10 protein-coding genes are annotated in these 13,393 nt (G+C 43.1%); 4 read left to right on the top strand and 6 right to left on the bottom strand.

Annotated elements, in window-relative coordinates:
* The 4 genes from VMW78_01645 to VMW78_01630 all read right to left on the bottom strand — a co-directional run.
* On the bottom strand, positions 1–612 hold a 612-nt coding region (locus tag VMW78_01645), incomplete at its 3' end, for a glutamine synthetase beta-grasp domain-containing protein (protein ID HUV49710.1).
* A gap of 96 nt (positions 613–708) precedes the next feature.
* Complete coding sequence (locus tag VMW78_01640; GenBank protein HUV49709.1) at positions 709–891, bottom strand: P-II family nitrogen regulator; 183 nt, start codon at positions 889–891, stop codon at positions 709–711.
* Positions 892–920: 29 nt separating this feature from the next.
* A complete protein-coding gene (locus VMW78_01635) occupies positions 921–1,259 on the bottom strand; it encodes a P-II family nitrogen regulator (protein ID HUV49708.1) in 339 nt (112 codons plus the stop codon).
* 32 nt (positions 1,260–1,291) lie between these two features.
* The gene (locus VMW78_01630) at positions 1,292–2,590 is read right to left on the bottom strand and encodes an ammonium transporter (protein ID HUV49707.1); all 1,299 of its coding nucleotides are present in this window, start codon (positions 2,588–2,590) and stop codon (positions 1,292–1,294) included.
* A gap of 645 nt (positions 2,591–3,235) precedes the next feature.
* Between VMW78_01630 and VMW78_01625 the strand changes: the two genes are divergently transcribed.
* Positions 3,236–5,293, top strand: coding sequence for an NAD(+) synthase (locus VMW78_01625; GenBank protein ID HUV49706.1), 2,058 nt, complete (start codon positions 3,236–3,238; stop codon positions 5,291–5,293).
* Between the two features lie 212 nt (positions 5,294–5,505).
* Here the strand turns inward: VMW78_01625 and VMW78_01620 are convergent, their stop codons facing one another.
* Together VMW78_01620 and VMW78_01615 are read right to left on the bottom strand one after the other, a co-directional pair.
* Positions 5,506–6,915 (bottom strand): cobyrinate a,c-diamide synthase, encoded by a 1,410-nt coding sequence (locus tag VMW78_01620; protein HUV49705.1) that lies wholly within the window; start codon positions 6,913–6,915, stop codon positions 5,506–5,508.
* Positions 6,912–8,438: a cobyric acid synthase gene (locus VMW78_01615; protein HUV49704.1), complete on the bottom strand. Its 1,527-nt coding sequence runs from the start codon at positions 8,436–8,438 to the stop codon at positions 6,912–6,914. The genes VMW78_01620 and VMW78_01615 overlap by 4 nt, the downstream gene beginning before the upstream one ends.
* A 439-nt stretch (positions 8,439–8,877) precedes the next feature.
* Here VMW78_01615 and VMW78_01610 point away from each other — a divergent pair, with 439 nt between their 5' ends.
* The 3 genes from VMW78_01610 (at position 8,878) to VMW78_01600 (ending at position 13,374) form a co-directional block, all read left to right on the top strand.
* Positions 8,878–10,401: a sigma 54-interacting transcriptional regulator gene (locus VMW78_01610; protein HUV49703.1), complete on the top strand. Its 1,524-nt coding sequence runs from the start codon at positions 8,878–8,880 to the stop codon at positions 10,399–10,401.
* Between the two features lie 244 nt (positions 10,402–10,645).
* On the top strand, positions 10,646–11,776 hold the full coding sequence (locus tag VMW78_01605; protein ID HUV49702.1) for a glutamate synthase: 1,131 nt from the start codon (positions 10,646–10,648) through the stop codon (positions 11,774–11,776).
* Complete coding sequence (locus tag VMW78_01600; protein HUV49701.1) at positions 11,740–13,374, top strand: glutamate synthase-related protein; 1,635 nt, start codon at positions 11,740–11,742, stop codon at positions 13,372–13,374. Before VMW78_01605 ends, VMW78_01600 begins: the two co-directional genes overlap by 37 nt.
* The last annotated feature ends 19 nt before the right edge of the window (positions 13,375–13,393 follow it).

The raw sequence follows: 13,393 nt of genomic DNA, 5'->3' as shown, positions 1-13,393 counted from the left end.
TATACCAAGTTTTTCAAGGGTGAGAAGCATTCGGGTGCGCAGGTCCTGAAATTTGTCTGTCGGAGGAACAGGAAAGTACCCTTGCTTATGCCTTGGTTTATAGCCAAGATTCGGGCATTCTTCTCTGCCGCTGTTCCAGACCCCTTCCACAGAGTCAACCTCATAGAAAGCCATGTTTGTCGATGATTCGAAGCGCACGCTATCAAAGATAAAAAATTCCGCTTCAGGTCCAATGTATACGGTGTCGCCGATTCCACTGCTTTTCAGGAATAATTCCGCTTTTTTAGCAATATAGCGCGGGTCGCGGGAATAAGGTTCCAGTGTGAGCGGGTCGGCTATATCTCCGATAAGAACCAGGGTTGGAACTTCAAAGAATGGATCCATCTTTGCGGTCGCAGGATCGGGTATCACAAGCATGTCGCTGGCATGAATCGGCTGCCATCCCCTGATGCTTGAACCGTCAAACCCGAAACCATCTTCAAAGCTTGACTCGTTCAATTCGCATATAGGCACGGTAAAATGCTGCCATACACCTGGAAGGTCAAGAAAACGTATATCCACAACTTCGGCCGCATTTTCTTTAGCCATTTCTAACACCTGTTTTGGCGTCATAATTTAATTCTCCTTATTATATTATAAAAGTTGTCAAATAATTGAGTAGTCGAGTTTACCAGTCAAACTACTCCACCAGTTGATCGAGTTTATGTTTTATTTTGTATTTTCCTGTTTTTCTTTTGTGCCGGCCCAAACAGCCCCCTCTGTTGGCAGCACAAAAATCTTTCCATCACCTATTTTCCATGTTTTTACAGATCTGGTAATTGTTTCAAGCAACTTGTTCGCCTGGGCAGTATCAACCTCAACAACTAATTCTATCTTGATTTTTGAAGTCATAATAATTGTTTTTCTCCATAAATTATAATTTATAGTGCGTCCTTTCCGGATTCCCCGGTTCTGATCCTTACGGCTTTTTCCATCTGCAAAACAAATATTTTACCGTCGCCTATTTTGCCTGTTTTGGCCTTTTCAGAAATGGTAGCCACGACCTGATCTGCGATGGAAGCGTCAACCACAATCTCAATTTTTATTTTTGGTATAAAGTCGATCTGGTATTCAGCTCCACGATACGTTTCTATATGTCCACGTTGACGCCCGAACCCTTTGACTTCGCTGACCGTCATGCCTTGTATGCCGATACTGCCGAGAGCATCTTTTACTTCGTCCAGCTTGAAAGGCTTGATGATTGCTTCGATCTTTTTCATATTAATAGCTCCTTTTTTAATCGCTGTTTCATTTAAAATATAATCTCAAAACCTCTTTCACCATGTATCGAACTGTCGAGGCCTTTTATTTCATCTTCCTGCTTTACTCTGATGCCTCCGGTAATAAGACGTGTTACATAGACAACGATGAGCGTTCCGGCAGTTGTAAAAGCTACTGTCGCAAAGATTGATACGATCTGTATCCAAAGCTGTTTGGGGTTTCCATAAAACAGGCCGGTTGCCCCTTCGGTTATGGCAGGATTAGCAAAGAGACCTGTTGCAAGAGCGCCCCAAAGTCCGCACATTCCATGCACTCCGAATGCATCCAAAGAATCATCATAACCCATTTTTTTCTTAACTATTGCAACACAGTAAAAACCGAAGAGCCCTGCAACCAATCCAATAATCAGGGAGGCCGGTAAATTTACAAATCCGGCTGCAGGTGTAATTGCGACAAGACCGGCAACCACTCCGGAAGCGATTCCCAAGAGAGTCGGCCTCTTATTGACACACCATTCAGCAAACATCCACGAAAGCGCCCCCATTGCTGCAGAGGTATTTGTCACTAAGAATGCTGATCCGGCAACACCATCCGCAGCAAGTTGACTTCCGGCATTAAAGCCAAACCATCCAAACCATAAGAGAGCTGCGCCAAGAGCGGTTAATGTAATACTTGATGGAAACATGGCCTCTTTCCCATAACCTGACCGCTTTCCAAGAACCAGGGCTAGCACAAGACCTGCTACACCGGCATTTATATGTACAACCGTTCCGCCGGCGAAATCGAGAGCGCCCATCTTTCCCATCCATCCCCCGCCCCATACCCAGTGAGCAATGGGGCAATATATAAAGGTAACCCATAGAACAGTAAAGACAATCCATGAAGAAAACTTCATCCTGTCAACTATAGAACCGATAACAAGAGCAACGGTGATGCAGGCAAATGTCATCTGAAAAAGAACAAACACATAAGTTGGAATGGTTCCCGACAGGCTGTTCACACCAATTCCATTTAAGAACAGGTGGTTTAGCCCTCCTATAATGCCCGCATTATCTGTTCCAAAGGCAAATGTATATCCCCACATCACCCATATTACACTTGCTATGCAGTATGAGATAAAGGTCATTGAAATGGTGTTGAGAAGGTTTTTATACCTTGACATTCCACCGTAAAAAAGGGCAAGACCGGCAGGCGTCATAACCATAACCAGAGCTGTTGCTACTATTATCCATGCAGTGTTGCCGGAATTCAAAACCTCTTTGCCGGCAAAAGCCGAAGAAAATGGTATAAGAGAGACGCATGCAGATAGAATTAAACTCTTTAGTTTCATTTTTTTAACCCCTTATTTAATAAAATCATAAAAAGTCAAAAAAGCACTTTTTACGAGACGTGTTAAGCGTTTGATATAACGGATAGACACTTTGTTTTATTAAAGCAATAAATATACCAAAAAAACATATAAACAAAAAAAAGATGTTAATTCAGTAAGATATGCATATTAGAGGGAGAAAGACAAAACAGGACACCACAGATCTGTGATTAATAAATGCAATATTTACAAATTTGTAAGTAATGGTTCTACTCGGCAGAAGGCAGAAGTTTGTCTAAATAGATTGTCATCAGCGAGCGCATTCCCCCTGAGCCCCTTGCACCATTTTTAAATGGTGCATTAAGGAGCTGTGGGCGGTCTTGTTATATTATAATCAGGCTTAAAAACTACACGATAAGGTTACGCCTCCGTAAAAATAATCGGAATCATTGCTAATACCACTCATGTTTGTATGTTATGTTTCCGAAAGGACGACTTTGTATAAAACTGGTAACTTCTCAAGAAAGTTCATGAAAATTCGACTTGTATGGTTGCGGAATTTAATGATAGAATATTTTAGTAGGAAATCAGAACAGTGTAGAAATATTATCGCATATTGGTTTGCTTACAGATAACGATAAAAAAATACCGCCTTTCGGAGAAAGCATGAAAGAATTCTTTAATCTTTACAGTCATGGTTTTGTAAAAGTTGCTGTCTGTATACCCGAAGTCAGAGTTGCCGATACAACCTTTAATGCCGCAAGCACAGTCACGCTGGCAAAAAAAGCGGCGAAAAACAACGCTGTTCTCGCCCTTTTTCCGGAGCTGGGTATTTCTGCCTATTCGAATGAAGACCTGTTCCACCAGAGCGCCCTTCTGCAAAGTGTACTTGACTCTCTTGAATATATTATCAGTGCCACAAAAAGTTTAAATCTGATTCTTGTTGTCGGCGCGCCCCTGGAAGTCGACTCCCTCCTATTTAACTGCGGTATCGTCCTCTATCAGGGGAATATCCTCGGGGTTGCGGTTAAATCCTATCTCCCCAATTACCGGGAATTTTACGAGGGTCGCCAGTTCAGCCCTGCCGAGCAGGCATTTTCTGAAACGATTAATCTTGGCGGAAAGAAAAATATTCCCTTTGGAGCAAATATTATATTTGAAGTGAATAATATCGAGCATTTCAAATTCTTCATAGAGATATGTGAAGATCTATGGGTTCCCATACCGCCATCCAGTTTTGCAGCAATGAGAGGAGCAACCGTTATAGGAAATCTCTCCGCTTCCAATATAACTATAGGAAAATCAGAATACCGTCACAGTCTTGCTTCAAATCAGTCGGCACGTTGTATATCTGCATATCTTTACACAGCAGCCGGAACTGGAGAATCAAGTACCGATCTTGCCTGGGATGGACACGCCATGATCTACGAGAATGGCGACCTGCTTGCAGAGTCGGAACGATTTTCCCAGAATTCTCAAATCATCTATGCTGATTTAGATCTGGACCGCCTTGCCCAGGACAGGATGCGGCTGACCAGCTTTGGTAAGAGCACCAGGATACACAGAGACAGACTCGACAGGTTTCGTAAGGTTTCCTTTCCCATAAAAATTCCCGACGACCGGATATTGCTTACAAGAAAATACCCGAGATTTCCATATATCCCTGCAGATCCGGCCCAATGTGATCTTCATTGTTACGAAGCGTATAACATCCAGGCTCATGGGCTGGTAAAAAGATTAAAGTCTTCCGGCATCGAAAATGTTGTGATCGGAATATCGGGCGGGCTTGATTCCACACATGCTCTAATCGTAGCGGCACGAGCCATAGATCTTTTAAATTTGCCGCGGTCCAACATCAAGGCCTATACAATGCCAGGTTTTGCAACAACAAACAAAACTTACACCAGTGCCGTAAGGTTAATGAGATCCCTTGGGGTGGAAGCAAACGAAATTGATATTAAAGCCAGTTGTATGCAGATGTTCAGAGATATCGGCCACCCCTGTGCAGAGGGACAACAAGTTTACGATATTACATTTGAAAATGTACAAGCCGGAGAACGCACCTCTCACCTGTTTCGAATTGCCAATCTGAGAAATGCGCTGGTAATCGGAACAGGAGACTTAAGCGAACTCGCCTTAGGTTGGTGTACTTATGGTGTTGGCGACCATATGTCCCACTACAACGTGAACTCAAGTGTCCCAAAGACACTAATTCAATATTTGATCCGCTGGGTAGCCCGGTCCGCTCAATTTAACAGGGAGGTATCTGATGTCTTGCTGAATATTCTTGAAACGGAAATCAGCCCGGAATTGATTCCAGGCAAAGATGAAAAACAGCCCGCACAAAAGACCGAAACAGAGATAGGTCCTTACGAACTTCAGGATTTCAACATTTTCTATATCACCCGGTTTGGCTATCTTCCCACCAAAATCGCTTTTATGGAATATTGTGCGTGGAGAGACAAAAAGAGAGGCATCTGGCCGGATGTACCGGAACACAGACGACACGAATACACAATTGGAGAGATTAAAGATTGGCTCAAAGTCTATCTCTTTCGATTTTTCAAGACCAGCCAGTTCAAACGATCCTGTATGCCAAACGGCCCCAAGGTCGGTTCCGGCGGATCACTTTCTCCACGGGGTGATTACAGAGCGCCAAGTGACAGTGAGCCCGTGGTCTGGCTGAAAAACGCAGACAAAATACCTGATAGTGAAGTGAGCTAAAATGCCTAAAGTTTAGGAACTGACCATAGAAGTTGCTCATGGCCTTACTGATGAGAAGATATTGGATCTCTAACCGCCTTTACCGAGAACTGCTGTTTAATAAAATGTCTATATAATCTCAGCCTTATAAACGTGCATTGGCACAAGGCGATGCCTTATGGCTCAATGAAAATGGGGCGGATTTAGATTTGTAACCAACCGATTCTGTTGCATTAGAGGGGTTGCGGGACAGCGGAATTGTCAGAAAGAAATCTAACAAAATTTTCAGCAATCTGTGGATTACTTCCGAAGTGAAGGTGAACATAACTTCCCAGGACATTTTTTTTCATGTATCCCTCTTCACGGATTTTCAGTCCCGGCCTATCACTAAGCTGATAAACAAGGTTTACCCTGTTATGATCTACGACGGGATCAATTTTTTCGGTGATTTCCTTAATCTCTGAATAGTGAAATTCATGTCCTCTTATTTTCTCTCCAGGCTTTCCGAGGAGATTGGATGCCTTCAGGGTAACCTCTCTATAGCCGAGCGCTTTTAATCGATCAAGCATCATAATCTTTACAGGAAATATCCCCGCCATTGGATAGAAGCGGAGTGATTTATCCTCGATACCCTCGGTTAAATACATAAAACCTCCGCATTCGGCATATATGGGGAAACCGTTGTTACCCAGTTGTTTAATCTCTTCCATGAGACCTCTATTCTTTGATAATTTTTCTGCAAAGAGTTCTGGATACCCCCCTCCAAGGTAGAGCCCGTCAATGTTTCGCGGTAGAGAACGATCTTGCAGCGGAGAAAAAAAGACTAATTCAGCGCCGTATCGCTTAAGAAGATCAAAATTATCCTGATAATAGAAGCAAAATGCCTCATCTCTGGCAACTCCGATTTTAACAGGATACCTATTGTGTAATTCAGGTTTCTTAGAAACTTTTCGGACATTCAGTTCAGGCAGGTTGTCCAGCAGAATCTCCAGATTCAGCGAATTTTCGATCAGGTCGGCCAGTCGATCAATATAGTCGGGTTGCAGGGGGGTTTCATCCTGTGTGACGAGGCCGAGATGCCTTTCCGGTAAATTCAACCAATTTTCCCTGATGAGGCCACCAAGCAGGGGGATGTCAACATGGTCTTCAATAGCTTCACGAATAAATCGAAGATGAGTATTACTTCCAAGACGATTCAAGACAACTCCTGCCCATTTCAATTCCCTGTCAAAGTTTTTGAATCCATATACCATGGCCGCCACACTTCGGGACATACTCCTGGCGTCTACAACCAGAAGGACTGGAAGCGATAGCCACTTAGCCATCTCGGCAGTGGAACCGGCTTCCGATCTGCCGTCATACCCATCAAAAAGACCCATTACGCCTTCAACAATAGCTACATCACAGGCATAACTGTTTTTATAAAACACTTCCTTATTATATTCTTTTGAGAGCATCCAGCCATCAAGATTTCGAGAGGAATGGTTACAGGTATTCTTATGGAAACCTGGATCGATGAAGTCAGGCCCCACTTTAAATGGCGCTACCTTCATTCCTCGTTTCCTGAAAGCCGCCATAAACCCCATGGCTATTGTGGTTTTACCACAGCCACTATGTGTGCCTGCCACGATCAATCCTTTCATCTTAACCCCGCAATCTTGTAAAAAGCTTCCATATTGATACTCCTTCTGACAAGCGCAGCCAGCCTGTCATATTGTGTCTCTTTAAACTCCTGAAAGCTGAAAGAATCATGTTCTTCCGAAGGAACAGATATGCCCTTTGTCAGTCTTGCCCGTTTGATGAAATTCTGACGAAAGCCGTCATTGTCGAAAATGCCATGGATGTATGTTCCCCAGACTCTGCCATCTTCGGATATGAATCCCTCGGGAGCAGAAGTTTGTTTTTTTCCCCTTTGAATAATTTCAAACATATACTGTCCGCTCCGCAATTCTGTTTTTCCCATGTGTATTTCATAACCCGTCAGTTCTTCTGCATTTTTGAAAAACCGGTTCAATTGGTGAATTTTTGCGGTGACCTGACTTGTTACTTTTTTCTTTTCTATAAGTGTTCTCACGGGCAAAAGGCCAATGCCGTTTATACTTTCCACAGAGGTTTCAATGTGGTATGGATCTTCAATATATTCACCAAGCATCTGATAACCTCCACAGATTCCCACGACTGATCCGCCATTTCTGTGATGTCTTAATATCTCCTGGACATAGCCACTATTATGCAAATAATTCAGGTCATCAATGGTGTTTTTACTGCCCGGGATGATAACTACACCGGCGTTGCCTATTTTTTCACCATAATTCACATACCTGAGGTTAACACCGGGCTCTCTTTCAAAAGGGTCGAAGTCTGTAAAATTGGAGATATGTGGAAGACGAATAACAGCAACATCAATTTTCCCATTTCCCCCTGAAGAGATTAATAACCTCTCCAGCGACACGCCATCTTCCTCCTGTATATAAATATCTTTAAAATAGGGTATGGTTCCCAGAACGGGAATTCCTGTCTTTTCTTCCAAAAAATTGAGTCCAGGCTTTAATAATGAGATGTCACCGCGGAACTTGTTAATGATGAAGCCCTTAATGCGCCGCCTTTCATTTTCCGAAAGCAGTTCTATGGTGCCAACGAGTGAGGCAAACACCCCTCCCCTGTCTATGTCTCCTGCCAGTACAACGGAACAGTCCGCAATCTCAGCCATTCCCATGTTGGCGATATCATTTTCTCGCAGATTTATCTCTGCTGGGGATCCTGCCCCCTCTATTATTATGAAATCATAGTTTTCGCTCAATCTTTGGAAACTCTCCCTGACAAACTCACGGGCATGTTTTTTGAACTTATGATACAAACTTGCAGACATGTTTTCATAAACCCTGCCATGAATTATAACCTGGGATCCCACATCCGTATTTGGTTTTATCAATACAGGATTCATATCTACATCCGGTTCCACACCCGCGGCCTCCGCCTGCACAACCTGCGCTCTCCCCATCTCTCCGCCGGTCCTTGTGATGAAAGAGTTGAGAGCCATGTTTTGTGCCTTAAAGGGCGCCACATTATACCCGTCCTGCCTGAGTATCCGGCAGAATGCAGCAACTAAAATACTCTTTCCTACATGTGATGCTGTTCCCTGAATCATCAAGGATCTACACTTCATAAAAAGCCTCTTAGACGAAAATACAGGTAGTCTCTACAAAACAGTGCTGATCAATAATTTCTATATTCGCTCAGGTAAATCATTCAATTACCCCAACTTATTGAATTCTTACCTTGCCAGCTAAGAGCTGCGAACCATTATTGCAGACTGAATATTCTCTAACCTATTAATGAAATCGGGTAAAAAATGAAAATTTCTATAATATCTAATTAAGCAACAAATATACCAAAAAAATGATTTAATGTCTTATGTCTTATCACTTTTTTGTATTGCACCCGAGGGGAATGGGCGGTGGATTTTGGGCTGTTTAATAATTTGACACAGGTTATCAAGACCGATATTATATAAAATACAAATGTCTATCATAATCTCAAATTTATAACCGTGTATCGGCACAAGCCGATGTTTTTTTCTCACCATATAAAACATTCAGGTTAACATGAAACGTATAGAAGAAATTACCCTGCTTTATGAAATCAGCAAGGCTTTAAACAGGCATCTTGATCTTAGAAAGAGCCTGTATGATGTTTTGGATATTCTTTCCAGCTCAATGGATATGGTGCGCGGCACAATTACGATATTAAACTCTTTGCAGAATGAAATTTTTATAGAGGTAGCTCACGATCTTTCAAAAAGCACTATTAAAAGAGTAAAATACAAACTGGGTGAGGGGATTACCGGCAGAGTTATTCAAACAGGCAGGGCGGTTGCGATTCCGAAAATCGATGAAGAACCTTTGTTTCTTAATCGTACAGCCTCCAGAAAAAGCACAAAGGATCGGGGGTTTTCGTTTATATGTGTGCCGGTAATGAAGGAAAGCAAGGTAATCGGAGCAATCAGCGTTGATAAACCTTTTGACGAATCTTATTCTTTAAAGGAAGGGAAAAAGCTCATGTCTGTTGTTGCGACTATGGTTGCAAGGCATGTTATCAATCTGGAAACAATCCGTATTGAAAAGGAGCGCTTAAGAGAGGAGAACCAGAGGCTTAGAAACGAACTGGAAAACAAATATAGTATTACCGGTATCATAGGTAACAGCAACAAGATGCGGGAAGTCTTTCAGATGATATCCCAGGTTTCCAGAAGCAATGCCACGGTGCTTATTCGTGGAGAGAGCGGAACAGGCAAAGAGCTGGTGGCAAACTCGATACATTATAATAGCCTGAGGGCAAAGAGCCCATGTGTTAAAGTAAATTGCGCAGCGCTTCCTTCAGAACTCATAGAAAGCGAACTGTTTGGGCATGAAAAGGGGGCGTTTACCGGCGCCATAAAGCAAAAGTTAGGGAAATTTGAGCTGGCTAATAAGGGAACGATATTCCTTGATGAAATTGGTTCCGTTGGTCTTGACGTTCAGATAAAACTCCTTCGCGTTTTGCAGGAAAAGGAATTTGAACGTGTAGGAGGTCAGATAACCATTAAGACCGATGTTCGAATAATCGCTGCAACCAACAAGAATCTTGAACAGGGAGTTGAGGAGGAAACCTTCAGGGGCGATCTGTATTATCGTTTGAATGTTTTTCCGATATATTTGCCTCCACTGAGAGAACGCAAGACAGATATTTTACTTTTGGCTGAGCATTTTCTTGAAAAATATACAAAGGAAAGCAACAAGGATATCCGACGGTTTTCAACACCTGCCATAGATATGCTTATGGATTACCACTGGCCCGGAAATGTTAGAGAGCTGGAAAACTGTATAGAGCGCGCAGTTCTTTTATGTGAAGAGGGTGTGATCCATAGCTACCATCTTCCTCCCACACTGCAGACAGGTACGGAATCTGACACTTTGCCTGCCCTGTCCATGGACGAGGCGGTGGAAAATCTGGGAAGGGATATGATAATTGACTCTCTGAAAAATTCACGGGGAAATATCACCTTAGCCTCAAAAATACTCAAAACAACTGTAAGAAAGTTCGCTTACAAATTAAAAAAATGTGGCATTGACTATCGCCAGTATCGATGAGGCTCCTATATACCCAAAGCAAACTTGCATATATGTAATAAGTTGGACATTAAAACAACAAAAATGTAATGCTTGCTTTGTCCTGAACATCACTCTATAAATATATCATTCCGAAATCATTTATATTTTATATAGTTACTGCTTATGGCTTAAATATTGCTTTATATTTATATCCTTTAATTATAGATAGCAAGTGTAAGCTGTTAGATAATGGATTTTGGAGTTTTAGATAAGGAGAAAGAATATGTGCCGATTAATTGCGCTAACCAGTGAAGAACCCCTGTCTCCAATGATAGCATTAAGGGCGCTGGATGTTATGCGGGAGGGACATGATGGTTCCGGCGTTGGGCTTTTATTGCGTGATCTGGCAGGTCCTTTTGAAAAGATGAAAGATGCGCCGATTTTGTCAGGAATTTTCAGCGAAAATGGGTTAAAACGTCTGGACAGATTTATGATGGATGTCGGATTTATGACTAAATACAGAATGTCGTTTAAGCCACCCAAAACTCCACCGCCCGGCGTGCCGAGACGTGATGTATATCTTGTGCGGGCGTACGAGTATCCGGAAGAGTGGGAAAATCTGAGCACCAATGAGTTATGTAGCAGATTGCTGATTCTACGCCTTGAGCTTCAAAAAATGGGAGAAGAAAAAAAAGACATGATAGTATTTTCTTTTTGGCCGGATACGATCATGATAAAGGAGATTGGCGAGCCTCTCGAGCTGGCCGAGCATTTAAATATTAACCGGATGGAACTTGGCGCCCGAGTCATCATGGCGCAGGGAAGACAGAACACCAATTATGAGATAAATCTTTATGCGTGCCATCCTTTTTTTATCCAGGGATTTTCCACCATGACAAACGGAGAAAATACAGCCTTTGTTCCTATTAGGGAGTATCTAATGTCACGTGGATTTCAAGGATACACAGGATATCAGTCAGACTCGGAAGTATTCACACATATTCTGCATTATACAGTATTACAGCTTGGACTCAGTATAGAGGCTTACAAGCATGTAATAACCCCGCTTCAGGATGAAGATCTTAAAAACCATCCTGACTATCAGTTTTTAAAGCAACTGAAACATTCTTGCAGAAAATTGATTACTGACGGGCCAAATTGTGTGATAGGGTGCCTGCCCGATAATTCTCTTTTCATGGCCCAGGACCGTAAAAAACTGAGGCCGGGAGTGGTTGGGGGCAGGGAGGGTCTGTTTTGCTTTTGTTCTGAAATATGCGGTCTTGATGCAGCCATACCTGATCGTGATAAGAGCACAGACTTTCAACCTATGCATCTCGATACAGCCATAGTTGGTCCTGATCGTAAGGAGGTTGCAATATGTTGTCAAACGCAGCAATTACCCCGTCCACATTAAGCGTAAAGGATCTGCCGTGGCAGATCCTATGGAACAAAGATAAATGCACTCTCTGTGGAAAATGCACTGCGATATGCCCTGTCAAGGCTATTGAATTAGGGGTATTTCGTAAGAGAATCGTACGGGCTTCTCTTGAGCCAGGGGCAACGCAATTGAGTGATCACAGTATATTTTATGGAATACGCCAGAAAACAGATCCAGCATACAGTTGTGTAGGATGTGCAATGTGCACTCTGGTTTGTCCCAATGATGCGATTATACCGGCAAGAAGCGATGAGGCTGATAAACTGAGGTTTCATATTAATAGAGGAGGGCAGCCTCGCACACGCGGGGGAAGGCGGAATGTTTCCGGCTCGCTTTTAGATCAAATCAAGTTTATCAGGATTTCGATGCTTACCGACCCCGCGCTTGATGCAGGACGTCATGAATTTGAACTTCGCACTCTTTTAGGAAGGGTTTTACCGCCTGAAGAAAATCTTAAGTTTGTTGAGGAAAACGGCTGGATTCCACCTGTCAGAGAGATATATCCGCTAATAATAGGCGGGATGTCTTTTGGCGCATTATCGCCCAATATATGGGAAGGTCTTCAGATGGGTGTGGCATATCTCAATGAAGAACTTTCAATGCCTGTTCGAATCAGTACCGGTGAAGGGGGTTGTCCTCCCAGGCTGCTTCGCAGCAGGTTTTTAAAGTATGTAATACTCCAGATCGCCAGCGGCTATTTTGGCTGGGATGAGATTATCCACAGCATACCTGAGATGAAGGTGGATCCATGCGCTATTGAAATCAAATACGGACAGGGAGCAAAGCCGGGAGACGGCGGGCTTCTCATGTGGCACAAGGTAAACAGTTTGATTGCAGCCATTAGGGGTGTCCCCTCCGGGATTAGCCTTCCAAGCCCCCCGACACATCAGACTCAATATTCTATAGAAGAGTCTGTGGCCAAGATGATACAGTCCATGTACATGGCCTGGGGTTTTAGAGTTCCTGTATATCCCAAGATTTCCGGCACTTCAACAGCGCTTGCCGTTCTGAACAACCTGACCAGAAATCCTTATGCCGCAGGTCTTGCTATTGATGGTGAAGACGGTGGAACAGGAGCAGCTTATAATGTATCAATGAATCATATGGGACATCCTATTGCGAGTAATATTCGTGACTGTTATCTTAACCTTGTCAAAGTAGGTATGCAGAATGAAATTCCTTTATTTGCAGCAGGGGGTGTGGGAAAAACCGGCAATCTGGCAGCTAACGCCGCCGCTCTGATCATGTTGGGGGCAAGCGGGGTTCAGGCCGGCAAGTATATTATGGAGGCGGCAGCGGGATGTTTGGGGTCTGAATCGGACAGGTGCAATATCTGCAATATCGGTCTGTGTCCAAAGGGAATTACTTCCCAGGATCCCCGTCTCTACAGGCGGCTCGATCCTGAACAGGTAGCGCAAAGGATTGTGGACGTTTTTATCAGCTTTGATATTGAGTTAAAGAAGATTGTCGCGCCTCTGGGAAGATCAACATCTCTGCCTATCGGTATGTCTGATGCTCTGGGGATAAATGATAAGGGTGCGGCTGACCGTCTTAATATAAAATATGTAGTGTAGAATTCTCAGGGATTAAGGG

The organism is Anaerolineae bacterium, assembly GCA_035529315.1.
In the GTDB taxonomy this organism is placed as follows: Bacteria; Desulfobacterota; Desulfobacteria; order Desulfobacterales; family ETH-SRB1; genus Desulfaltia.
The sequence above is the reverse complement of the archived record's forward strand: the minus strand, read 5'-3'. Positions and strand labels throughout refer to the sequence as shown.

Coding starts and splice junctions, on each gene's coding strand:
- VMW78_01640 (HUV49709.1), bottom strand. CDS start 891: ATGACTTCAAAAATCAAGATAGAATTAGTTGTTGAGGTTGATACTGCC.
- VMW78_01635 (HUV49708.1), bottom strand. CDS start 1,259: ATGAAAAAGATCGAAGCAATCATCAAGCCTTTCAAGCTGGACGAAGTA.
- VMW78_01630 (HUV49707.1), bottom strand. CDS start 2,590: ATGAAACTAAAGAGTTTAATTCTATCTGCATGCGTCTCTCTTATACCA.
- VMW78_01625 (HUV49706.1), top strand. CDS start 3,236: ATGAAAGAATTCTTTAATCTTTACAGTCATGGTTTTGTAAAAGTTGCT.
- VMW78_01620 (HUV49705.1), bottom strand. CDS start 6,915: ATGAAAGGATTGATCGTGGCAGGCACACATAGTGGCTGTGGTAAAACC.
- VMW78_01615 (HUV49704.1), bottom strand. CDS start 8,438: ATGAAGTGTAGATCCTTGATGATTCAGGGAACAGCATCACATGTAGGA.
- VMW78_01610 (HUV49703.1), top strand. CDS start 8,878: ATGAAACGTATAGAAGAAATTACCCTGCTTTATGAAATCAGCAAGGCT.
- VMW78_01605 (HUV49702.1), top strand. CDS start 10,646: ATGTGCCGATTAATTGCGCTAACCAGTGAAGAACCCCTGTCTCCAATG.
- VMW78_01600 (HUV49701.1), top strand. CDS start 11,740: ATGTTGTCAAACGCAGCAATTACCCCGTCCACATTAAGCGTAAAGGAT.